Consider the following 22,922-nt stretch of genomic DNA (forward strand, 5'->3'; position numbering starts at 1 on the left):
GGCCTGATTCCCAGTCAGAGGGGGTTGTCCTCGCGGCTGTTGGGCCGTTCCGACGCTCAAACTCTAGCGGATTTCCCCGGCGGCTCATAATCGAGTTGGTCGAAATGAATTTCGGCATGCCGAAATTCGTCCCGGTGGGGAGATCGTGCTGGGTTGAGTTGCCGCATCAGCGGCGGGAGTGGCTGCCGCAGAACCGTTCCGGCCCCGTGACAACTCGGAGAACACTACGGATACGGGCGGGGCGTGTCAACCCTGACCCGGCGGGGCTCGGACAGCCCGTCGCGGCCGTGCCTCAGTCCAGGTCGGTGAGCCGGCCGCCCGCGTCCGGCTGGGTGTGTTCCACGCGCCTGAGCAGGCGGATCAGCATCTCGCCGAGAAGGCCGCGCTCCTCGGAGGACAGGTCCTGGAGAAGCTCCTCCTCGAAGTCCGTCGCCATGCGCATCGCCTCGAGCCACTTCGAGCGGCCCTCGTCGGTGAGCTCCACGATCACCCGGACACGGTTGTTCTCGTCGCGGTCACGGGTGACCAGCCCCTCCCCCGCCATGCGGTCGATGCGGTGGGTCATCGCGGCCGGGGTGAGGCCGAGACGCTTGGCCAGCTCGCCGGGGCCGAGGCGGTACGGGGCGCCGGAGAGGACCAGGGTCTTGAGGACCTCCCATTCGGCGTTGCTGATGCCGAGGTCGGCGACCTGGCGGCCGTACGCGACGTTCATCCGGCGGTTCAGCCGGCCCAGGGCGGAGACGACCTTCTCGACCTGGGGGTCGAGGTCGCGGAACTCGCGCTGGTAGGCGGCGATCTGCTCGTCGAGGCTCGGCTCCTGGAGGGACCGCGCGCCGGACTGCTCGGGGGTGTCGGACATGCGGCGAGTATCCCACGGTCGACGTTGGCGTTGAAGTCCTTCGATGTGTACAGTTAAGGATCGAACTTTAGGATTGAAGTCTTCAGGGTTCAGGCGTACACGCCTGAACCCGCGATCGAAGTGGGTGAGTGTGACCAAGGCGATGGGTGCAGCGATGCGCCGGATCCAGGCGGGGAGCGCGCTGAGCGCGTTCGGGCTCGGCTTCACCGTTCCGTACCTCTATGTGTATGTCGCTCAGGTGCGGGACCTGGGCGCGACCACGGCGGGCATCGTGCTCGCCGTCTTCGCCATGGCCGCACTCGTCGTCCTTCCGTTCAGCGGGCGCGCCATCGACCGGCGCGGGCCCGTCCCCGTCCTGCTGGTCGCCGCCGTGCTGGCCTCGCTCGGTGCTCTGGGCATGGGCCTGGCCGGCAGCGTGACGGCGGTCGTGGGGTCGGCGGCGCTGCTCGGTGCCGGTACGGCCGTGATGCAGCCGGCGCTCGCGACGATGATCGTCTGGTGCTCGGACCCGGCCGGTCGTACCCGGTCCTTCGCCATGCAGTTCTTTCTGCAGAACCTCGGACTCGGTGTCGGTGGCCTGATCGGCGGCCAGCTCGTCGACGAGAGCCGGCCCGACAGCTTCCTTCTTCTCTTCTCGATCGAAGCGGCGATGTTCCTGGTGCTCGCCGGGATCATGCTGACCGTGCGCGTGCCGGGCTCGCCCGCACTTCAGGGCAGCCGGCCGGCCGCGTCTCACGGGGGCGGTGTCCGCGCGCTCCTCGGCCACAAGGCCATGGTCCGGCTGTGCGTCCTGGGCTTCGTGCTGTTCTTCGCCTGCTACGGGCAGTTCGAGTCGGGCCTGGCGGCGTACGGGACGGAGGCGGCCGGCATCGAGCCGTCGACGCTCGGGATCGCGCTGGCCGCCAACACGGCGGTCATCGTCGTCGCCCAGTTCGTGGTGCTGCGGTTCGTCGAGCGCCGCAGGCGCAGCCGGGTGATCGCGGCCGTCGGTCTGATCTGGACCGTGGCGTGGGTGATCGCCGGGTACGCGGGGCTCGGGCACGGCAGCCAGGCCATGGCGACGGCGGCGTTCGTCTCCACGTACGCCCTGTTCGGTCTCGGGGAGGCGATGCTGTCGCCGACGGTGGCGCCGCTGGTGGCGGACCTGGCGCCAGAGGCGATGGTCGGGCAGTACAACTCGGCCTTCGCCCTGGTCAAGCAGCTGGCGCTGGCCGTCGGGCCGGCCGTCGGCGGGCCCATGGGGGCCGCGCTGCACGGGCCGTACATCGTGACCTTCGTGCTCTTCTCGCTCGGGATCACCGTCCTGGCGCTGCGTCTGGGCCGGCGGCTCACGCCTGAGCAGGACCAGCCGTCGCTCGCCGCCAGGCCCTCGCGCGTGGTGGCGCGCCACCGGCCCGAGAAGGAGACCCTCGCCGCCTGAGGGCCCTGCCGGCCCCCGGTGCGGCCGGGCTCCGCGGGCGGCTCAGTCCGGCAGGGCGAACTCGCACCAGACGGCCTTGCCGCCTCCCGGCGTGCGGCGGCTTCCCCAGGACGAGGCGATCGTCGCGATGATCGAGATTCCGCGGCCCGCCTCGTCCTCCGTCTCCGCTCGGCGGCGGCGCGGCAGATGGTCGTCGCCGTCGGTGACCTCGATGATCAGCCGCCGGTCGGTGCGGCGCAGGCGCAGGCGCATGGGCGGGGTGCCGTGTTTGAGGGAGTTCGCCACCAGCTCGCTGGTGGCGAGGACGCCCAGGTCGCACAGCTCGACGGGGAAGCGCCAGCTGGCGAGGACGCCCGAGGCGAAGGCACGTGCGCGGGGAGCGGCCTCGACGCCGCCGAGGAGTTCCAGGGTGGCGTTGTGGAACAGCTCGGCGTCGGGGCCCTTGCGGGCGGGGTGCTGGACGACGAGGACGGCGACGTCGTCGTCGTGCTCGGCGGTGACGCCGAGCGAGCGCAGCAGCCGGTCGCAGACGACCTGAGGGGTGCCGGTGGCGCCGGAGAGGGCGCGCTCCAGGGCGGCGACACCTTCGTCGATGTCCTCGCGCCGGCGCTCGACCAGGCCGTCGGTGTAGAGGACGGCGCTGGAGCCGGGGGGCAGGGCGATGCTGCCGGAGGTGTGCAGCCAGCCGCCGGTGCCGAGCGGCGGTCCCGTGGGGTCCTCTGCGCGCCGGACGGAACCGTCCTCGTCGCGGACGAGGATCGGGAGGTGGCCGGCGGAGGCGTAGACGAGCTTGCCTTCGTTGGGGTCGTGCACGGCGTAGACGCAGGTGGCGATCTGGCTGGCGTCGATCTCGGCGGCGAGGCCGTCGAGGAGCTGGAGCACCTCGTGCGGGGGCAGGTCGAGACGGGCGTAGGCGCGCACGGCGGTGCGGAGCTGCCCCATGACGGCGGCGGCGCGCACGCCGCGCCCCATCACGTCGCCGATGACGAGGGCGGTGCGGCCCGCGCCGAGGGTGATGACGTCGTACCAGTCGCCGCCGACGGCCGCGTCGGTGCCGCCGGGCTGGTACGTGGCGGCGATGCGCAGGTCGTCGGGCTGCTCCAGCTCCTGGGGGAGCAGGGAGCGCTGGAGGGTGACGGCGGTCTCCCGGTGGCGGCGCTCGCTGGCGCGCAGCCGCTCGGCGGCTTCGGCGTGGTCGGTGACGTCGGCGGCGTGCACGAGGACGCCGCCGCCCTTGAAGCGCGGGGACTCGACGGGCAGGCAGGTGACCGTGTACGACCCGCCGTCCCGGGTCTTGCGGGACTTGACGGTCCGGGGCTTGCCGCTGCGCAGGACCTGGTCCATCAGCGGGAGCAGGCCGAGTTCGTGGGCCTCGGGGCAGGCGTCGGCGACGGTCGCGCCGCCGGGCCGGGGGCCGAAGGCGGCGGCGTAGGCGTCGTTGACGTACGCGATGCGGTGCTCGGGGCCGTGCGCGAGTGCGACCAGGCCGGGGAGCCTGCCGATGACCTCGCGTACGGAGAAGTCCTCGAGCGCGGGCACGTCGGCGGCGTCGGCGGCGAGGTGCTCCAGCTGCGGCCCGTACTCACCGCGGGCCGCGGGCACGGAGCCTTCGGTCCCCCGCGCCGCCGTGCGGCGCTGCGTGCCGGGGAGCCGGGCGCTCCAACGGGTGAAGTTCACGGATCTGTATGCCTCGTGGTGTCGTTGGCCGTGCTGAGTCACTCTGTGCAGGTGTGAGCCCACCTATGGTCACACGTCCAGTGTGACCGACCGCACTGACATCGGTGTCAGCCGGGCTTGGAGCCGTTCTTCGGGGGCGGGGGTGCGGCGGCGAGTTCGAATTCGGCACGCGGGTGTTCGAGCGAGCCGAGCGAGACGATCTCGCGTTTGAACAGGCCGGAGAGGGTCCACTCGGCCAGGACGCGGGCCTTGCGGTTGAAGGTCGGGACGCGGCTCAGGTGGTAGGCGCGGTGCATGAACCATGCGGGGTAGCCCTTGAGCTTACGGCCGTAGACGTGGGCGACGCCCTTGTGGAGGCCGAGGGAGGCGACCGAGCCCGCGTAGGAGTGGGCGTACTCCTTGAGCGGCTGCCCGCGCAGGGAGGCGGCGATGTTCTCGGCCAGGACCTTGGTCTGGCGTACCGCGTGCTGGGCGTTGGGCGCGCATTCCCTGCCGGGTTCGGCGGCCGTGATGTCGGGGACGGCGGCCGCGTCGCCCGCCGCCCAGGCGTGTTCGACGCCCTCGACGGTGAGTTTCGCGGTGCACCGGAGCCGGCCCCGTTCGTTGAGGGGCAGGTCGGTGGCGGAGAGGACGGGGGCGGGTTTGACGCCTGCCGTCCACACGACGGTACGGGTGGGGATCCGGGCGCCGTCGCTGAGGACCGCCACGCGGTCCTCGCAGGATTCGAGCCGGGTGTCGAGGCGGACGTCGATGTTGCGGGCGCGCAGTTCGCGGATCGCGTACGTGCCCATCTCCTCGCCCACTTCGGGCAGGATCCGGTGCGTGGCCTCCACGAGCACCCAGCGAAGGTCCTCGGGCTTGATGTTGTGGTAGTACCGCGCGGTGTAGCGGGCCATGTCCTCCAGCTCGGCGAGGGCCTCGACCCCGGCGTAGCCGCCGCCGACGAAGACGAAGGTGAGGGCGGCGTCGCGCAGCCCCGGGTCGCGGGTGGAGGAGGCGATGTCCATCTGTTCGATGACGTGGTTGCGCAGACCGATGGCCTCCTCGACGGTCTTGAAGCCGATGGCGTAGTCGGCGAGGCCGGGGACGGGGAGGGTGCGGGAGACCGAGCCGGGCGCGATGACCAGTTCGTCGTAGGTGAGCTGGTCGTGACCGGAGCCCTCCTCCTCGGTGGCGAGGGTGGAGAGCGTCGCCGTCCGCTTGGCGTGGTCGACGGAGTGGACCTCGCCGATGACGATCCGGCACTTGTCGAGGACGCGCCGCAACGGGACGACGACGTGGCGGGGCGAGATCGAGCCGGCGGCCGCCTCGGGGAGGAACGGCTGGTACGTCATGTACGGGTCGGGGGTGACCACCACGATCTCGGCGGCGCCGCTTCTCAGCTCGGCCTTGAGCTGCCGCTGCAGGCGCAGCGCGGTGTACATCCCGACGTAGCCACCGCCGACAACGAGAATGCGCGCAGGTTCGGTCACTGTCCCATGACGCACCCGCCGTCCGGGGTTTGTCCACAGGCCCGGCAAATTGTGTGACCGCGAAGGTGCGGGGGCGTGGGGTGGCGCGCGAGGGGGGTACGGCGGAAAGCGCGCAGGTCAGGGCCGACGAGGGGGGTGCGGTGAGGGGTGGGAATCGGGAGAGTTCCGGGCCTTGCTCCGATCGGGGGGCGCACCGTACGGAACTCCCCCTTCTGAATTGACCCCGACTCAACTATGTTCGTACCTCGTCGGGGTATCGGACGGCCGCGCGCGGACCAGAGCGCGGACGGGGTCCGGGACCCCGTGTCAGGGCGGGGAGTCTCCGGGGGGAGACATCATGAGCGGGGGAACGCTTATGCACATGCAGGATGCGTACGGCCAGGCCGTCGTCACGGCGACGGACGGTCATGTCAGCGGACGTCCGGGCACGTCGACGGGTATGTCGGGTGTCCCGGCGGGTATGTCGGCCGCCCCCACGGGGGTCGGCCGGGCGGCGCCGCTGCGCGTGGACGCGCAGCGGAACCTGGAGCACGTCCTGCGCGCGGCGCGCGAGGTGTTCGGCGAGCTGGGATACGGCGCGCCGATGGAGGACGTGGCGCGGCGCGCCCGGGTCGGCGTGGGCACGGTCTACCGCCGCTTCCCCAGCAAGGACGTGCTGGTGCGCCGGATAGCCGAGGAGGAGACGGCCCGGCTGACCGATCAGGCACGGACGGCGCTGGGGCAGGAGGACGAGCCGTGGTCCGCGCTCTCCCGGTTCCTGCGGACCTCGGTGGCCTCGGGCGCGGGGCGGCTGCTGCCTCCTCAGGTGCTGAGGGTCGGCGTGGACGAGGGGACCTCCGCCGAGGAGGAGCTCTCGGCGGCCGGCGCGCGGTCATCGGAGGACGGTGCGCGGGTGCCTCAGCAGCGGAACATCGGGGATCTGCCGTCGGCCCGGGTGATCGCGCCGCGCGCGGTGCCCGCCGCGGAGCAGGACGACGACGCCGGTGCGGCGGAGCTCCTGGAGGTCGTCGGGCGGCTGGTCGACCGGGCGCGCGAGGCGGGTGAGCTGCGGGCCGACGTGACCGTGGCGGACGTCCTCCTGGTGATAGCCACGGCGGCGCCCGCCCTGCCGGACGCGGCGCAGCAGGCGGCGGCCTCGACCCGCCTCCTGGACATCCTGCTGGAGGGTCTGCGGTCGCGGTAGCCGGAGGGAAGCGCGGTCGCGGGAGCGCGGCCGTCCACCCCCCTGCGCGCGGGCCGGTGCCGGCGCTCGCCTCGCCACGGACACGTGTGAACGGACGCGCACACGTGCGCGGTTACGCCTCGACGGGGGGAGTCGCCCCGGACGAGTGGTAAGTGCGGTTGCGGCTCCGGGGCGCCTGCGCTCTGTGTCACGCTGGGCCGGTGTTCGGGTCTGAGCGTGCGTACGGGGGCTTCCGCGATGAGCGGTGACGGACGGGACGAGCCGCTGGGGCAGGGCGGTGCCATGGATACCGGCCACCCATCCGTCCGGCAGGTGCCGAGCCAGGGCGGCCCGCAGGGCTTCCCCGGTCCTGCCAGGGGCCCGGCGGGTGCGGCGCCGGTGGACGCCCCGCCGAGCGTGCCGCAGCAGCGCGAGCGCGTTGTGCCGGGCGGCGCGGTGGGCGGGCCGGGCGGTGTTCCGGGGGACGGAGGCCGCGAAGCCGAGGGTGCCTACGGGGACGATGCGGACGACGACGGTCTGCTGCCCCCGCCGGTCGAGCTGCCGCCTTCCGACGCCGAGTTGGTCCAGCTCGTGCGGAGCGGCGTGGACAGCGCGTACGAAGAGCTGTTCCGCCGGCACTCCGAGGCCGTGCGGCGCTATGCCCGGACGTGCTGCCGGGACGCGCACACCGCCGACGACCTGACGGCCGAGGTGTTCGCCAGGACGCTCCAGGCGGTGCGGGGCGGGGCCGGCCCCGAGTACGCCGTGCGGGCCTATCTGCTCACGACAGTCAGGCGGGTCGCCGCGCACTGGACGAGGACGCAGCAGCGGGAGCACCTGGTCGAGGACTTCGCGGTGTTCGCGGCGCAGGCCGCCCGCGGCTCCGAGGTCTCCGACCAGGACACGCTGGACCTCGGCGCGGACGTCCGGGCCATGCACGAGGCCGAGCAGACCCTGGCCATGCAGGCGTTCAGGTCGCTGCCCGAGCGCTGGCAGGCCGTGCTGTGGCACACCACCGTCGAGGAGGAGTCACCGAGCGAGGTCGCACCGCTCTTCGGACTGACCGCCAACGCCACGGCCGTCCTGGCCAGCCGGGCCCGGGAGGGCCTGAAGCAGGCCTACCTCCAGGCGCACGTCAGCGAGTCCCTCACCTCCGGCGGGGACTGCGCCCGCTACGCCGACCGGCTGGGCGCCTACGCCCGCGGGGGCTTGCGGATGCGCGCCGAGCGCGGGCTGCGCAAGCACCTGGACGAGTGCGCCAAGTGCCGGCTGGCGGCCGGTGAGCTGGAGCACGTCAACGCCGGGATCCCCGCGCTGCTCCCGGTCGCCGTCATCGGGTGGTTCGCCGCCGGGTTCTCGCTCAAGGCCGCGGGCGTGGTGGCCGGCGGTGCGGCCGGTGCCGCCGGGGCCGGTGCGGCGGCCGCCGCCACGGGCGCCGGGTCGTCGGGTTCGGCCGGCACGTCGTCCGCCGCCGTGGCCGAGGGGCTCGGCGCGCCCGCGAAGGCGGGGATCGCGGCCGCTGCGGCCGTCGCCGCGGTCGCCGGCCTGGTGTGGGCGCTGTCCGGCGACCCCCAGCCGGTCGCCGGCCCCCTCCCCCTGCCGCCGACGGTCGCCCCCGCCGTACCGCCGGAGCCCGCGCGCTCGCCGAGGCCGGCGCCCGAGCCACCGCCGCCGCCCGCCCCGGTCGAGACGACCCCGGAGCCGCGGCCGACCCCCGCCCCCACCCGGTCGGTGGCCCCGCCGCGCCCCCGGCCCGCCCCGGAACCCGTGCCGTCCCCGACCCCGACTCCGGCGCCGACCCTGTCGAAGAGCGCGCCCCCGCCGCCCGCGCCGCCGGTGCTCTATCAGGTCAGCCGACTGGAGTACGGCATCGCCGGCGACGGCACCAAGCCCGAGGTGCGGCTCGGGGACAGCGGCCCGATGTGGCAGCGCGACAGCCTGTGGATGGGTGGCACCCGGTACGCGCACGGGGTGAGCGTGCAAGCGCCCTCCTCGCTGACGATCGACCTCAACCGCCCGTGCGTCGGCTACGACGCGGTCGTCGGCATCGACGACCTGAGCGCCCCTCTCGGCGTCGGCGGTGTCCGCTTCTCCGTCTACGGGGACGGGGAACGGCTCTGGCGTTCCGCCGTGGTCCGGCCGGGCGATCCGGCGGTGCCGGTCCACGTCGGGATCGCCGGACGCGCCACGCTCCGCCTGGTGGTGGAGCCCCAGACGCCGTTCGGACGGGTGGCGGTTGCGGACTGGGCCCGGTCGCAGATCACCTGCGCGTAAGCGGGCGGCCCGGCCCTCGCCGGGCGACGCCGCCGCGACGTACGCCTCTCCCCGGCCCCACGCGCCCCGGCCTCGGGAACGTGGCCCCCGCACCCCGCCCTTCGCACCCCGGCCCCATGCCCCCGGCCTCGCGGACGTGGCCCCACGCACCCCGCCCTTCGCACCCCGGCCCCATGCCCCCGGCCTCGCGAACGTGGCCCCACGCACCCCGCCCCTTCGCACGCGCCGCCTGCGGCAGACGCACCGCCTGCGCCGCACGCGCCTCACGCCAGGAGTGACCGCCGGGAGGACGGGACCAGCGGGCCGGGGACCGCGCGCTGGCGGGGCGCTTCCGTGCCCGTCCAGCAGGATCCTCGGCGGGCCAGGAGGCGGCGGAGCCAGAGTTCGGTGGAGACGAGGTCGGCGAGGCCGTCCAGCGGGACCGGCTCCCCGTCGGCGGCGGCGATCAGTGCCTCGCGGACCACGCGGGCCTCGATGAGGCCGGCGTCCGCGAGGAGGGGGGCGTCGAAGACGGCGAGGAGGCCGGGGAGCGCGGCCCGCAGGCCGGCGCGGGCGGCGGCGGCCGGGACCGCCGGGTTCGGGGCGCCCCAGCCGGACGGCAGGTCGTGGACGCCCGCGCCGGCGAGGACCGTGCGCAGGACGTCCGCCCGGGCGCCGGGCTGGACCCGCAGCGATTCGGGGAGGGCACGGCAGGCCCGTACCACCTGGTTGTCGAGGAACGGGGCGTGCAGCCGCTGGCTGCGGATCTCGGCCGCCTGCTCCAGGACCCGGTGGTCGGCCGAGGCCCGTGCGAGCGCCGCACGCGCGCGTGCCTCCCCCGGGCGCTGCACCGAGGTCGGCAGGGTCGCCGCCCGTTGCAGGCGAACCGATACTTCGGCGAGGGCCTCCCCGGTCAGCCACCGGGCCGCCGGACCCGGCCGCGACCAGGTCAGGGCCGAGAGCGAGGCCTCCAGGGGGCCGAAGGCGCCCTGCGGGGTCCGGTTCGCCTCCAGGAGCCCGGTCGCCGCCGCCTCCAGTCCGGTGCGGTACGGCGTACGGGCCAGGCGGCGCGCCGCGCGGTAGACGGTCAGGGGGACGAGGAGCGAGCCCGCGGACGTGCCCGTCGCCTTCGCGAGCGCCGTCACCGGACGGACGAGGGATCTGCGCCGCCGGTCCATCAGCAGGTCGGCCAGGCGCGCCGGGTGGGCGTCCAGGACCTGCCGGGCGCCGAGGCCGGTGAAGTGGTCCGCGCTGCCGCCCGCGAGCCGCCGCCGGTGCCGGCCTGCCACGACCAGGGACGGGCCGGGCTCGTCCGTCAGCGGGCCGTCCAGCTCCGCGTACGGCAGCGCCTCCTCGCCCGCCGCGACGACCACGTGGTGCAGCCGCGGGTCGGCGGCGATCGCCCGGGCCCGCTCCAGCTCCTCCTCGCGGTGCGTGCTGGTCCGGGTGGCCAGGTCGTTGAAGGTGACGGCGAGCAGCCGCTCCCCCGCGCCGGCGCCGTGTCCGAGGATCGTGCCGGGCACGCCCGGGAGACCGGCCGCCAGCAGGGCGAGGGTGCCGGACGCGCTGCCGCCGGACAGGTCCGCGCCGATGCCTGGCGCCGGTCCGCCGCCTCGGGCGGCCCGTCGCTCGGCGGGACCCATGCCGGGGACGGGCCCGGGGTCCGGCAGCGGGGTCTCGGGCGCGTGCCGGGGCGCGGTGAGCCGGGCCCGTACCGCCTCGACCAGTGCGTCCCGTACCCCTTCCACCGCCTGCCGGGGCTCGGTCTCCGGCGCGGCGACGGCGAGCGAGGCCACCTGTTCGTAGCCGGTGACCTCGCGCGAGCCCTCGCGCAGGATCAGCGCGTGTCCGGGCGGGACCCGTTTCACGCCTTCGTACGGAGTGGAGTCGCGCAGCGCCTCCGGGGTCTCGGGGCAGGCGAGCAGCGCGGCGAGGTGCCCGATGTCGAGCTGTGCCTCGATGAGGTCGGCGAGGGGCAGGGCGGCGGTGGCGTACGCGGTGCCCTTGGCCCAGGGTGTGTGGAACACCGGCCGGGCGCCGGCCAGATCGCCGGTGACGGTGATCCGGCGGCCCACCTGGACGACGGCGGTGTAGCTGCCCGCCCAGGACGTCAGGTGGCGCAACGCCCCGCCGCGCGCGGCGAAGAGCCCGCTCCGCAGTTCCTCGTCGCTCGCCGCGCAGCACCCCAGGACGGCGAGGCGGCTGTGCGCGTCGACACCGACGACCCGCACCTCGTCGGGGCGCCAGTCGCCGACCGCCCACAGCGGATCGGGGTCACCCCAGAGGAGCTGTGCGCCCACCGGCTGCAGCGTGCGCCCCTCGGACGCCGTCCCGCCGTCCGCGACGCCCGCCAGGCCGGGGGAACCCCCCGCTCCGGAGAGGCCGGCCGCTCCCGGGAAACCCGCCGTTCCCGCCGTACCGAAGCTCGCGGCGACACTGCTCCAGCCCACCAGCCATCGCATCGGCGCCTCCACGTCCGTTCGGTGGAGGAACATGCTGCCACGACAAGGGCGCGCGGGACGGGCCGCGTGGCCGGGTGCGCGAAAGGCGAATGGGCCTCTGGCATTGGCCAGTTGCCCACCGTCGTCATTCGGCCATTCTCGGCGGCGTGTCGGGCCGTCGGCAGTCCGGGAGGCGCCCATCGCCTCCCGGAGCCGTCCGCCGCCCGCGGGGAGGGGGCGGCGGTATCCCCCAGCCCACCGGTTTCCGGCCGGGTGGGCCGACCCACGCAGCACTCATGGAAGCGCTCCCCCTCCGGCCGGGCGAGAGCGCACGGCCGGGCGCACGGCCACACACCCGGAGCACGCTCCCCGGCGGCGCCCCCGGCGCTCTCGGCACCGACCCCTCCGCGCCGTCCGCCCGCCCCGGGTCCCTCCACACAACAATCCCGCCATACGGCAGTCCGCCCCTTAACGGTAGGGATGCGGCGAACTACGCTGTGTTTACGAATGCCGCACGCTTATGCCCGGTGTCGCGGCGGCCGTCTGGGTGGTCGAGGGGTGGCGTCATGTCCAGGGAGCAACGCGGGCCGAACGAAAAGCTCGGCACGGTTCTCGCCCTCGCGGGAATCAGCAACGCCGGGCTCGCCCGGCGGGTCAACGACCTCGGGGCGCAGCGGGGGCTGACGCTTCGTTACGACAAGACGTCGGTGGCGCGGTGGGTGTCGAAGGGGATGGTGCCCCAGGGCGCCGCCCCGCATCTGATCGCGGCCGCCATCGGCCAGAAGCTGGGCCGTCCGGTGCCGCTCCACGAGATCGGTCTCGCCGACGCCGACCCGGCGCCCGAAGTGGGCCTGGCCTTCCCCCGCGACGTGGGCGAGGCGGTCCGTTCGGCGACCGAGCTGTACCGGCTGGATCTGGCCGGTCGCCGCGCCGGCGGCGGCGGTATCTGGCAGTCGCTGGCCGGATCCTTCGCGGTGAGCGCGTACGCCACCCCCGCCTCCCGATGGCTGATAACCCCCGCCGACTCCTCCGTGGAGCGGCTGGTTCGCCGGGCGGGGGCCGGTGGGGCGGGCGGGCCGGGCGGGATCGAGGAGGTGCCCGACGCGCCCGAGAACGGGCTCCACGCGCGCGTGGGGCACAGCGATGTCGCCAAACTCCGGGAGGCCGCGGAGGACGCGCGCCGCTGGGACTCCAAGTACGGCGGGGGCGACTGGCGTTCCTCCATGGTCCCGGAGTGCTTACGCGTCGACGCGGCACCCCTGCTGCTCGGCTCGTACTCCGACGAGGTGGGCCGGGCCCTGTTCGGCGCCACGGCGGAGCTGACCCGGCTGGCCGGCTGGATGGCCTTCGACACCGGTCAGCAGGAGGCCGCCCAGCGGTACTACATCCAGGCCCTGCGCCTCGCCCGCGCCGCCGCCGACGTGCCCCTCGGCGGCTACGTCCTCGCCTCCATGTCGCTCCAGGCCACCTACCGCGGTTTCGCCGACGAGGGCGTGGACCTCGCCCAGGCCGCCCTCGAGCGCAACCGCGGGCTCGCCACGGCTCGCACCCTGTCCTTCTTCCGGCTCGTCGAGGCCCGGGCGCACGCGAAGGCGAACGATGGGGCGGCGGCCGCGGCGGCGCTCAAGGCGGCCGAAGGCTGGCTGGAGCGCTCCCGGGAGGGCGACGCCGACCCGTCCTGGCTGGGCTTCTACTCGTACGACCGGTTCTGCGCCGACGCCGCCGAGTGCTACCGCGACCTCAAGGCCCCCCGTCAGGTCCGCCGCTTCACCGAGCAGGCGTTGTCACGGCCGACGGAGGAGTACGTCCGCTCGCACGGGCTGCGGCTCGTGGTGTCGGCGGTCGCCGAGCTGGAGTCGGGCAATCTGGACGCCGCCTGCGCGGCGGGCACGCGCGCGGTGGAGGTGGCCGGGCGGATCTCGTCCGCCCGCACCACGGAGTACGTCCGCGATCTGCTGCACCGGCTCGAGCCGTACGGGGACGAGCCGAGGGTCATGGAGCTGCGCGAGCGGGCCCGGCCGCTGCTGATGACACCGGCGTGACGCGTGTCCCACCGGGTTTAGCCGCATTGTCAGTGGGCCAGTGCACTATCGGGGTGGGAGGTGGTGCAGGTGTCCGGGGCGCAGACGTCCGTACGGGACGCACGAGACCCGCGGGACGTCCGGTCCGAGCGGTCCGTGCGGCGGGTACGGAATGTGCGGGACGTGGACTGCGACGTGCTCGTGATCGGCGGCGGAATCGTCGGCATGTCGACGGCGTACGCCCTGAGCCGCGCCGCGCCCGGCACCCGTGTCACCGTCCTGGAGAAGGAGCCCGGCCCGGCCCGCCACCAGACGGGACGCAACAGCGGCGTGATCCACAGCGGGATCTACTACCGTCCGGGATCCCTGAAGGCGCGGTTCGCGGTCGCGGGCGCGGCCGAGATGGTCAAGTTCTGCGCGGAGTACGACCTGCCGTACGAGGTCACGGGCAAGCTGATCGTCGCGACCGCGCGCGAGGAGCTGCCCCGCCTGCACGCGCTCGTGCAACGCGGCCGGGAGAACGGCATCCCGGTGCGGGAGCTGGGACCGGCGCAGATCTCCGCCTACGAGCCGAGGGTGCGGGGCCTCGCGGCGATCCACGTCGGCACGACGGGGATCTGCGACTACGGCGCGGTGACGGCGCAGCTCGCCGAGTCCTCCGGGGCCCGCGTCCTCTACGGCTCGGAGGTCACGGCGGTCGACCGGCGGCCCTGGGGGGTGGCCGTGCGCACGGCTGCGGGCAGGGTGGTGCGCGGGCGGGTCCTGGTGAACTGCGCCGGGCTGCACTGTGACCGGGTGGCCCGGCTCGCGGGCGACGACCCCGAGATGCGGATCGTCCCCTTCCGGGGCGAGTACTACGAACTGGCCGATCCCTCGCTCGTCCGCGGCCTGGTCTATCCGGTTCCCGACCCCGCGTTCCCGTTCCTCGGCGTGCACCTGACCCGGGGCGTCGACGGAGGCGTCCATGTCGGCCCGAACGCCGTGCCGGCGCTCGCCCGGGAGGGGTACGGCTGGTCGGTCGTGCGCCCCGGGGACCTCGCGGGCACGCTCGCGTGGCCGGGCTCGTGGGCGATCGCGCGGGAGCACTGGCGGTACGGAGCGGGGGAGCTGCGGCGCTCGCTGTCCAAGCGGGCGTTCACGGAGGCCGTGCGCAGGCTGCTGCCGGTCGTGGAGGAGCGGGACCTGCGACGGACCTCGGCGGGCGTCCGCGCCCAGGCCGTCCTGCGGGACGGCACCCTGGTCGACGACTTCCTGATCCGCGAGTCGGCGAGGACGGTGCACGTCCTGAACGCCCCGTCCCCGGCGGCGACGGCGTCCCTCCCGATCGGCAGGGAGGTCGCGCAGCGCGCCTTGGCGCTGCTGTAGGGGCGTTCCCCCGCCCCGCTGCCCCTCCCAGGCCGCCCCGGGGCCGCTGCCCCTCCCGGACCGCTCCCTGCCGCCCCCGGCCCGCTCGCCCGGGTCGTCCCCGACCCCGCCCCGCGACCGGGCCGCAAGGCCGCGCCCGGGCCCTCGCCGCGGACCGCCGGCGAGCGCGGGCGGCCCCGTAGAATTGCCGCATTGTGTCTGAGACCCGTGAAACCGTTCCGCACCCCGCCGACGCGCCCGTCCACGCCGATCGGGTCGCCGTCGCGTCCGCCACCGAGCCCGTCGCCGAGGCCGTCGTCGCCCGCCGGGGCAGCCGGATGTTCGCCGCCGGGGAAGGGCCCCTGCCCGATCCCGCCGGGTCGCACCACGAGCGGCGCATCCGCAGCTTCCAGCCCCGGCGCAGCCGCGTCACCGCGGGCCAGGCCGAGGCCATGCTCAAGCGCTGGCCGGACTGGGGTCTGGACATCGACGGCAAGCGGGTCCTCGACCTGAAGGAGATGTTCGGCGGCCTTCCGGTCGTCCTGGAGATCGGCTTCGGCATGGGCGAGGCCACCGCGCGGATGGCCGCCGCCGACCCCGGCACCGGCATCCTCGCCGTGGACGTCCACACCCCCGGCCAGGGCAACCTCCTGGGACTGGCCGACCGGAACGGGCTCGAGAACGTCCGGGTGGCCAACGGCGACGCGATCATCCTCCTGCGCGAGATGCTCACCGCCGACGCCCTCGACGGCTGCCGCGTCTACTTCCCGGACCCCTGGCCCAAGAAGCGCCACCACAAGCGGCGCCTCATCCAGCCCGAGTTCCTCACCCTGCTCGCGACCCGGATGAAGCCCGGCGCCGTCCTGCACTGCGCCACGGACTGGGAGGAGTACGCCGAGCAGATGCTGGAGGTCCTCTCCGCCCACCCCGGCTTCGCGAACACCCGGCCCGACGGCGGCTACGCCCCCCGCCCGGACTTCCGCCCCCTCACCCGCTTCGAGGGGCAGGGCCTCGACAAGGGGCACGTGGTCCACGACCTCCTCTTCCGGCGGGTGTAGGCCGGGTTTTCCACAGGGCACGGAACTCCCGCGCACGTTGTCGGTGCGGCTCGTTAGGGTCGCTTACGTGTCGAACCCCGTTCCCTCCCCCGTACCCGCCAGGGATGCCGAGGAGCCGGCCTTCGCCGGCGTCCCCGGCCGTGCCCAGTGGCGCTACCGGCCCCGGCGCGCCTTCTGGCGCAGCAAGGCCGTCCGGGCCGTCGCGGTGATCACGGTGCTCGCGCTGTGCGCCCTGGTGATCCTCGCGCTGGTGCGGGACGAGACCGGGACGGAGGGTTTCCTCGTCGGGCTCGGTCTGGCCGTGCTGCCCGTGCCGCTCCTGATGGCCGCGTTCCGCTGGCTCGACCGCGTGGAGCCGGGCCCGTGGAAGAACCAGCTCTTCGCCTTCGCCTGGGGCGCGTTCGCGGCCGCGCTCGTCGCGCTGACCGCCAACACCTTCGCGGTCCGCTGGATAGCGACCGCGACCGCCGACCCCACCTCGGCGGACACCCTCGGCGCGACCGTCGTCGCACCGGTCGTGGAGGAGAGCGCCAAGGCCGCCGCGGTGCTGCTGCTCTTCCTCTTCCGCCGGCGTGACTTCACCGGGCTGATCGACGGGGTCGTCGTCGCCGGTTTCACCGCCACCGGCTTCGCCTTCACCGAGAACATCCTCTATCTCGGCAGGGCCTTCGGGGAGGACCAGGAGTTCGGCTCCTCGGGCCTCGGCTCGGTGACGGCCGGCACCTTCTTCGTGCGGATCGTGATGTCGCCGTTCGCGCATCCGCTCTTCACCGTGCTCACCGGCCTCGGCTTCGGCTTCGCGGCTCTCGCAGCCCGCCGGAGGCGAATCCGCCGGATCCTGCTCCCCGTGGCCGGCCTGGTCCTCGCCATGGGCATGCACGCCCTGTGGAACGGCTCGGCCGTGTTCGGCGGCTGGGGGTTCATCCTGGTGTACGGCATGTTCATGGTGCCGGCGTTCGCGTTGCTGACCTGGCTGGCGATATGGAGCCGGCAGCGGGAGCTGCGCACGATATCCGGGCAGCTCCCGGCGTACGCGGCGGCGGGCTGGCTCTCCCCCGCCGAGCCGCTCGCGCTCTCCTCCATGCGGGCCCGCTCGATGGCCCGCGCCTTCGCCGCACGGACGTACGGAAAGCCCGCGGCGCAGGCGGTCGGGGAGTACGAGGCCTTCGCGACGACCTTGGCGTTCCTGCGCCACCGGGCCGAGCGGGGCGCGGCGGAACCGGACTTCGCCGCCCGCGAGCAGGAACTGCTGCACCACCTCTGGCAGCGCAAGGCGGTGGCCTCCCCCGCGCTCACGTACGCGGCGCGGGCCACCGGGCAGGTGTGGGCGCCGCCGCAGTACCTCGACTACAGCGGCTACAACCCGTACCGCAGCTGACGGACGCCCGGCCCGTACCGGGCACGGCGGCGTCCGCCGCGCCGGCCAGGACCGACCTGCCGGGTCAGACGTTCAGGCCCTTGTCCCGGAGCCAGGCCGCCGGATCCACGCCGGATCCGCCCGGGGTGTGGACCTCCAGGTGGAGGTGGGCTCCCGTGACGTTGCCGGTCGCGCCCACGCGGCCGATCGTCTCGCCGGTGCCCACCGACTGACCGGCGGCGGCGGTCATGGAGGAGAGGTGGCAGTACCAGATCTCCGTACCGTCCTCCAGCTCCAGGACGATGCGGTAGCCGTACGCGCCGGACCAGCCGGCCGAGGTGATGGTGCCGCCGTGGACCGCCTTGACCGGCGTGCCCGTGGGGGCGGCGAGGTCGAGACCCGTGTGGTAGCCCGAGGACCACATCGAGCCGGACTCGCCGAAGGTGGAGGTGATGACGTAGGAGGAGGTGGGCAGGGCGTAGCTCGCGGCGAGCTTCGCCAGGCGCTCCGCCTCGGCCTTGGCCGCCGCTTCGGCCTCGGCCTGCTTCTTCGCCTCGGCCGCCGCCTTCTCCGCGGCGCTCGCCTTGGCGGCCGCCTCGGCAGCGGCCTTCTCGGCCGCCGCCTTCTCCGCCGCGGCCTTCTCGGCGGCGTCGGCGGATGCCTGCTGCTGCTCGGCCTGCTGGAGGATGCGGGCGCGCAGCGCCTCGCCCGCGTCGGCGGTGGACGCGGAGGCGGTGGTGGCCTCGGCCGCCCCGGTGCCCTCGGCCTCCAGGGCGAGTGTGGCGGTGAGCGGCTGGAGGTTGCCCGTCGCGGCGACGTCGCCAGCTCCGTCGGTCCCGTCCTCGAGGAGTTCGCCGACGCCGGGCAGCTGGGAGGCGTCCGGGAGGTCGAGGTCGGGAAGGGATATGGAGACGGCGGGCTTCTCCTGGGCGGTGGCCAGGCCGCCCGCGCCGACGGCGGCGATCACACCGACGCCGAGGACGGTGGAGGAGCGGGCGAAGCCGGAGCGCTGCTTGACGACGCGGTGACGGCCTCCGGAGCGGGCCTGCTGGCGGAGGGAGTCCTCGGTCGGGTTCCACTCCTCCCAGGTGCCCGCGTCGTGGTCCGTCCCGGCGGCACCCGAGGCACCGAACGCGTCGAAGGGGGCTTCGGGGGCAGGGGTGTTGGACGCCACGGAGGCGTGCTCCTTTCCTTCCTTCTCGCCTACCGGGTTAGCTGACGGGTTCGGAGCAGGAAGGTCTCCTACGGGCACGGTCGCACAGGTGCGAAAGCGCCCGATTCACCCCAAGTGGTGGTTCCCCGGTTCCCTTTCAGGATTCGGCGCACGCGCACGGTGCCGTCTCTTGCGACGACTGGGACGACCGCGCTGCGTTATCGAACGTTAATAGACAGGGGGTCCTGATTCCAAGCTGTTCCTACTGATCGTTCACAGGATTGCGGGGTATTGGCCCGACTTGACCCCCCTCCCGTGAAAAGGCGGTGCGCAACTCGAAACTGATGTTAAGTCAACTGTTATCGGAGCGGGATCTTTCGATCACGGATGGTCACGACCGCCCCCGTCACGGCACCACGGGCATCGTCCGCCGCCGCACCGGCTGCCCCAACGCCGGACGGCTCACCGCCAACAGCGCCATGTCGTCCGTCGTCCCGCCGCCGGTGTACCGGCGCACATCGTCGACGAGCGCGTCGAGCAGCTCCTCCGGCCCCGGGAAGATCCTCCCGGCGAGACGCTCCGCCGGGTCGTAGAAGGCCCCGTGGGCGTCGCGCGCCTCCGAGAGGCCGTCCGTGAAGAGGAGCAGCGTGGCGCCCGGCGGGTACGGCGTCGCGTCTGCCCGGTCCGGCCACGCGGCCAGATCGCCCATTCCGAGGGGCAGCGCGGGCTCGGTCGGCGCCAGCATGGTCAGGCCGCCGTCGGCGAACAGCAGCAGCGGCTCCGGGTGCCCGCGGTTGACCACCCGGATGAGCCCGGCACCGCGCGGGATCTCGGCCAGGACGGCGGTGGTGAACCCCTCGGCGGCGTCCAGGCCGGCCCGCCGGGTGCCCTCGCGGGCCAGCGCCCGCTCCAGGCGCTGGGCGACGCCCTCCAGCGTCGACTCCTGCTCGGCCGCCTCCCGGAAGGCGCCGATGACGACGGCGACGGCCTCGACCGCGTCCAGGCCCTTGCCCCGTACGTCACCGACCACGAGCCGTACGCCGTGGGGGGTGTCCTGGACGGCGAACAGGTCGCCTCCGATGAACGCGTCCGCCTGCGCGGCCTCGTAGCGTGCCGCGATCTGCAGCCCGCCGATCCGCTCGGCGGGCGTCGGCAGCACGGCCTTCTGCGCCGCCTCGGCGATCACCCGCGCCGATGCCAGCCGCTCGCCGCTGCGCCGCACGACCCGGTTGATCAGCAGGGCGAGGGCGGAGACCGTGATGACCGTGAAGGTCTCGGTGAGCGCCGGGACGTCGGTGAGGGTGTCGTTGTAGACGTGCAGCCCGATGGAGGCCAGTACGGCGGCGATGCCGGTGAGCAGGGTCGTCAGCATCGAGAAGAGCGGGGCCGCGATGAGCGGGGCGGCGGAGAACAGCGGGGCGGCGGTGTAGGCGGGCGGGGTCGACAGGTCGAAGACGATCCCTCCCGCGATGACCAGCGGAGGCAGGGCCCGGATGAACCGGCGGGCGCGTTCGCCACGCGGACGCGGATGCCCGGAGGTCCCGTTCCCCGCCGCTGGCTGCCCCACCTGTGCTCTCCTGCCGGGTCCGTACACGGCGACGGACGGTACCGTGCCCTCCCCAGCCTGCCGGGAGCCGCGCCGGGCGGCGACCTCCACTCCGCCGACTGGGGGACGGCCCGCACGCGCCACTCCCCCGACGACGGGCTCGGCGCCGACCCTTCGCGCGGTGGCGGCGGGGAGGCGCGGTCACGGCCTAGAGGTTCCGCTCGGCGTAGATCTCCATGGCGTCCCGGACGAGAACCGCCGTGCCCTCGCCGTGCTTGTCGTAGTGGACGGTGAAACGCGGGTCGTCGACGTACATCCGGCCGAGGCCGATCACGTACTCCTTCGCGGGCGTCGTCGTGTGCGACAGCCACGCCACCTGTCGCCGGGCCAGCTCCTGCACCTCGTCGCTGCCGGCGGCGAGGCCGTCCCTGGCCGCCTGCCCGAAGTCGCGGGCGATGCCGGCCTGCTCGTCCATGAACGCCTGCTTCCGCTCGGCGCTGAGCGAGCGCCACCAGCGGTCCCCCTTCTCGTACGCGTCGCGGCCCCAGCGTTCGCTGACCTCCGCCTCGTACCGCGTGTGATCGAATCCGTCGAACACTTCCTCGGCCATGAGTTCTTCTCCGTTCTCGGTCTTGTGGAGGGTGGTCCGCACCGAGGCGATCTGCCGCCCGATGCGTTCGCGCTCCTGCTCCAGCAGGGCGAGATGGGTCCGCAGGGCGGCGGACGTGTCGCGCTGCCCCGCGAGGACCTCGGCGATGGCGGGGAGCGAGAGCCCCAGCTCGCGCAGCAGCAGAATGCGCTGCAGCCGCACGAGTGCCGCCTGGTCGTAGTACCGGTAACCGTTGGCGCCGATCCGGCTGGGCTCCAGCAGTCCGCGCTCTCCGTAGTGCCTGAGCGTGCGGCTGGTGGTGCCGGCCTTCCTGGCGATCTCTTGGATCGACCACTCCATGCCGAGAACGCTAGATCTTGACGTTGCGTAAAGGTCAAGCCACCACGAAGCGGGGAACCCGGGGGACGCCGGAAAGCCGCGAACCGGGAACCGGGGGGAGCCGGAAAGCCGGAAAGGGAGGAATCCGGAAAGCCGGCAAAACACGACGAAGGCCCGGATCCAGTGACTGGATCCGGGCCTTCGTTGCTACTGAGTAGCGGGGACAGGATTTGAACCTGCGACCTCTGGGTTATGAGCCCAGCGAGCTACCGAGCTGCTCCACCCCGCGTCGGTGAATATGACCTTACGGCATGGGTGGCCGATCCGGAAATCCGTTTCCTCAGCAGCCGCAGTCCCCGGCGTCCACGGGCGCCGTCAGCGGATCCGCGTCCTTCTTCTCCGCGCCTTCCCACGTCTCGTACGCGAAGCCCTCGCGCACCCAGTACTCGAAGCCGCCGAGCATCTCCTTCACCTGGTAGCCGAGCTCGGCGAGGGCGAGGGCCGCGCGGGTGGCGCCGTTGCAGCCGGGGCCCCAGCAGTACGTGACCACGGGCACGGACCTGTCCAGGAGCCGCTCGGCCTGCTCGGGGACGAGGGCGGTCGGCAGGTGGACCGCGCCGGGGACGTGCCCCTGGTCCCAGGAGGCGGTGGAGCGCGAGTCGACGACCACGAAGCCGGGGTCCGTGTCGGCGGCGAGGGCGGAGGCGACATCGGAGACGTCGGCGTGGAAGGCGAGACTGGCGGCGAAATAGGCCGCCGCCACGGCGGGAGAGGCCGGCGGGGTGCGAAGAACCGAATTGACCTGGGTCGTTGTCGTCATGTGTGAAAACCTACGATCGAAGATCAACGGGCTGAAGTGACGATTCCCGGGACCGATGGCGTTTCGCCGGGAAAAGACGGGCGTTCGCCGGGGGGCGGCGGGGATCTCACCCATCGGGACGGCGTCCGCCGTTCCGCTCAGGCCCGGGACCCGCTCGAAACGGACGCGGGGCAAGCCCCGGGCAGGCTTCGCGTAGCGCGGGGCAAGCCCCGGGCAGGCTTCGCGTGCCGCCGCGAAACGGCCCCTCAGCCGCGGCCCGGCCCCCGTCCCCGCCCGCACCCAGGTCGCCCTAGGCGGCCTTCTCCAGGAATCCGAGCACCCGCTCGACGAGCAGTGCCGTCGCCGCCGCGTCGTACCCGGGCAGGCTGCTGTCCGCGAACAGATGCCGGTCGCCCTGATAGAGGAACAGCTCCGCGTCGACGACGCTCTCCACCAGCGCGCGGGCGGCGTCGAGATCCCCCTCGGCGACGAAGAACCGGTCCGCGTCCATCCCGTGCACCTGGACGGGCACCCCCTCCGGCCAGGACTCCCCGAACTCGCCGACGGGGACGCACGCGTCGAACAGCAGGGCTCCGGCCGCGCCCGCCCGCGTCTGCGCCAGCTGCTGGGCGGGCAGGACGCCGAGCGAGAACCCGGCGTACACCACCCCCTCGGGCGTCCCCTCCGCGGCGCGCACCCCCCGCGCCACGATCTCCCCGAACCCGATCTCCTGGGCGTACCCGACACCGGCTTCGAGCGTGTCGAACGTCCTTCCGTCGTACATGTCGGGGACCCGCACGCCGTGTCCGGCCCGCCGCAGCTCCTCGGCGAAGGCGCGGACGCCCTCGGTCAGCCCCTGCGCGTGGTGGAACAACAGCACCTCGGCCATGGCCGTCCTCCTCCCGTCCGGCCCCCACGGCCCGGACACACCCCGATCATCGCGCGAGCCACTGACAACCGGCCGCCGGGCGCCCCGCGGACGCGCTCCGAGCCGAAATCCCCGCGTACGAAGTGGTGTTGCCCCTCCGGGACCCGTCCGCCCGTGCGAGGTGGGGCAGGACGAGCGCGGGTTCCGCCGGTCGAGATCGCATGGGCCGCGCGCTCACGCCGGCCCGCGAACGCCGAAGCGCCCCGCCCGGTCGGAACCGGGCGGGGCACTTCACAGCAGGTCAGGGGCCGAAGCCCTACCCGCCGTCGGTAGGCCGTGTGGGACTCGAACCCACAACCAACGGATTAAAAGTCCGCTGCTCTGCCAATTGAGCTAACGGCCCTCACCACAAGGCACCCCCGCAGCATAGCCCGATCACGCCCCGCAGCCGATCGGGTATCGGTACGGGCGGGTCCCGGCCCACCGAAGTGGGCCGGCACCCCCGGTCCCGGCCCAAGATCGGTAGAGCGGCGTGGAGGGTAAAAGTGTTGTGAACATAGTGTT

The 22,922-nt window shown here is 73.8% G+C and carries 16 protein-coding genes, 2 tRNA genes and 1 riboswitch; of the genes, 7 read left to right on the plus strand and 11 right to left on the minus strand.

The window, feature by feature from the left end; genetic code table 11:
- Positions 1 to 292 precede the first annotated feature (292 nt).
- Positions 293 to 859 (minus strand): MarR family transcriptional regulator, encoded by a 567-nt coding sequence (locus AB0K65_RS31430; RefSeq protein WP_365722550.1) that lies wholly within the window; start codon positions 857 to 859, stop codon positions 293 to 295.
- Positions 860 to 1,001: 142 nt separating this feature from the next.
- Between AB0K65_RS31430 and AB0K65_RS31435 the strand changes: the two genes are divergently transcribed.
- Positions 1,002 to 2,279, plus strand: coding sequence for an MFS transporter (locus AB0K65_RS31435; RefSeq protein ID WP_365722573.1), 1,278 nt, complete (start codon positions 1,002 to 1,004; stop codon positions 2,277 to 2,279).
- A 42-nt stretch (positions 2,280 to 2,321) separates the two neighbouring features.
- Here the strand turns inward: AB0K65_RS31435 and AB0K65_RS31440 are convergent, their stop codons facing one another.
- Both AB0K65_RS31440 and AB0K65_RS31445 read right to left on the minus strand, forming a co-directional pair.
- Positions 2,322 to 3,956, minus strand: coding sequence for a SpoIIE family protein phosphatase (locus AB0K65_RS31440; RefSeq protein WP_365722552.1), 1,635 nt, complete (start codon positions 3,954 to 3,956; stop codon positions 2,322 to 2,324).
- Positions 3,957 to 4,063: 107 nt separating this feature from the next.
- Positions 4,064 to 5,380, minus strand: coding sequence for an NAD(P)/FAD-dependent oxidoreductase (locus tag AB0K65_RS31445; RefSeq protein WP_365722574.1), 1,317 nt, complete (start codon positions 5,378 to 5,380; stop codon positions 4,064 to 4,066).
- A 403-nt stretch (positions 5,381 to 5,783) separates the two neighbouring features.
- Between AB0K65_RS31445 and AB0K65_RS31450 the strand changes: the two genes are divergently transcribed.
- Both AB0K65_RS31450 and AB0K65_RS31455 read left to right on the plus strand, forming a co-directional pair.
- Positions 5,784 to 6,611 carry a helix-turn-helix domain-containing protein gene (locus AB0K65_RS31450; protein WP_365722554.1) on the plus strand — a complete coding sequence of 276 codons (828 nt, stop codon included), beginning with the start codon at positions 5,784 to 5,786 and terminating at the stop codon, positions 6,609 to 6,611.
- Positions 6,612 to 6,848: 237 nt separating this feature from the next.
- Entirely contained in the window at positions 6,849 to 8,864 is a 2,016-nt protein-coding gene (locus AB0K65_RS31455) for a sigma-70 family RNA polymerase sigma factor (protein ID WP_365722556.1), read from the plus strand.
- Between the two features lie 263 nt (positions 8,865 to 9,127).
- Here AB0K65_RS31455 and AB0K65_RS31460 read toward each other — a convergent pair whose 3' ends face one another.
- On the minus strand, positions 9,128 to 11,305 hold the full coding sequence (locus AB0K65_RS31460) for an asparagine synthase-related protein (RefSeq protein WP_365722576.1): 2,178 nt from the start codon (positions 11,303 to 11,305) through the stop codon (positions 9,128 to 9,130).
- Positions 11,306 to 11,850: 545 nt separating this feature from the next.
- Between AB0K65_RS31460 and AB0K65_RS31465 the strand changes: the two genes are divergently transcribed.
- The 4 genes from AB0K65_RS31465 (at position 11,851) to AB0K65_RS31480 (ending at position 17,085) form a co-directional block, all read left to right on the plus strand.
- Positions 11,851 to 13,326, plus strand: coding sequence for an MFS transporter (locus tag AB0K65_RS31465; protein ID WP_365722558.1), 1,476 nt, complete (start codon positions 11,851 to 11,853; stop codon positions 13,324 to 13,326).
- 153 nt (positions 13,327 to 13,479) lie between these two features.
- Entirely contained in the window at positions 13,480 to 14,670 is a 1,191-nt protein-coding gene (gene lhgO, locus AB0K65_RS31470) for an L-2-hydroxyglutarate oxidase (protein ID WP_365722578.1), read from the plus strand.
- 317 nt (positions 14,671 to 14,987) lie between these two features.
- The gene (trmB, locus tag AB0K65_RS31475; protein ID WP_365722580.1) at positions 14,988 to 15,707 is read left to right on the plus strand and encodes a tRNA (guanosine(46)-N7)-methyltransferase TrmB; all 720 of its coding nucleotides are present in this window, start codon (positions 14,988 to 14,990) and stop codon (positions 15,705 to 15,707) included.
- A gap of 67 nt (positions 15,708 to 15,774) precedes the next feature.
- Positions 15,775 to 17,085, plus strand: coding sequence for a PrsW family intramembrane metalloprotease (locus AB0K65_RS31480; RefSeq protein WP_365722560.1), 1,311 nt, complete (start codon positions 15,775 to 15,777; stop codon positions 17,083 to 17,085).
- A 64-nt stretch (positions 17,086 to 17,149) separates the two neighbouring features.
- Here the strand turns inward: AB0K65_RS31480 and AB0K65_RS31485 are convergent, their stop codons facing one another.
- The 7 genes from AB0K65_RS31485 to AB0K65_RS31515 all read right to left on the minus strand — a co-directional run bounded on the left by AB0K65_RS31485 (position 17,150) and on the right by AB0K65_RS31515 (position 22,761).
- Positions 17,150 to 18,238 (minus strand): M23 family metallopeptidase, encoded by a 1,089-nt coding sequence (locus tag AB0K65_RS31485; protein ID WP_365722562.1) that lies wholly within the window; start codon positions 18,236 to 18,238, stop codon positions 17,150 to 17,152.
- A gap of 11 nt (positions 18,239 to 18,249) precedes the next feature.
- A riboswitch (cyclic di-AMP (ydaO/yuaA leader) is annotated at positions 18,250 to 18,397 on the minus strand.
- A 226-nt stretch (positions 18,398 to 18,623) separates the two neighbouring features.
- A complete protein-coding gene (locus AB0K65_RS31490) occupies positions 18,624 to 19,784 on the minus strand; it encodes a PP2C family protein-serine/threonine phosphatase (RefSeq protein WP_365722564.1) in 1,161 nt (386 codons plus the stop codon).
- Positions 19,785 to 19,971: 187 nt separating this feature from the next.
- A complete protein-coding gene (locus AB0K65_RS31495) occupies positions 19,972 to 20,712 on the minus strand; it encodes a MerR family transcriptional regulator (RefSeq protein ID WP_365722567.1) in 741 nt (246 codons plus the stop codon).
- Between the two features lie 194 nt (positions 20,713 to 20,906).
- Positions 20,907 to 20,980 (minus strand) — tRNA-Met (locus AB0K65_RS31500).
- Between the two features lie 51 nt (positions 20,981 to 21,031).
- Positions 21,032 to 21,511: a rhodanese-like domain-containing protein gene (locus AB0K65_RS31505; protein WP_365722569.1), complete on the minus strand. Its 480-nt coding sequence runs from the start codon at positions 21,509 to 21,511 to the stop codon at positions 21,032 to 21,034.
- Between the two features lie 289 nt (positions 21,512 to 21,800).
- Complete coding sequence (locus tag AB0K65_RS31510) at positions 21,801 to 22,379, minus strand: dienelactone hydrolase family protein (RefSeq protein ID WP_365722571.1); 579 nt, start codon at positions 22,377 to 22,379, stop codon at positions 21,801 to 21,803.
- Between the two features lie 309 nt (positions 22,380 to 22,688).
- Positions 22,689 to 22,761: transfer RNA gene (locus AB0K65_RS31515), tRNA-Lys, on the minus strand.
- Positions 22,762 to 22,922 lie beyond the last annotated feature (161 nt).

Source organism: Streptomyces sp. NPDC053755, assembly GCF_040677675.1.
Lineage (GTDB): Bacteria > Actinomycetota > Actinomycetes > Streptomycetales > Streptomycetaceae > Streptomyces.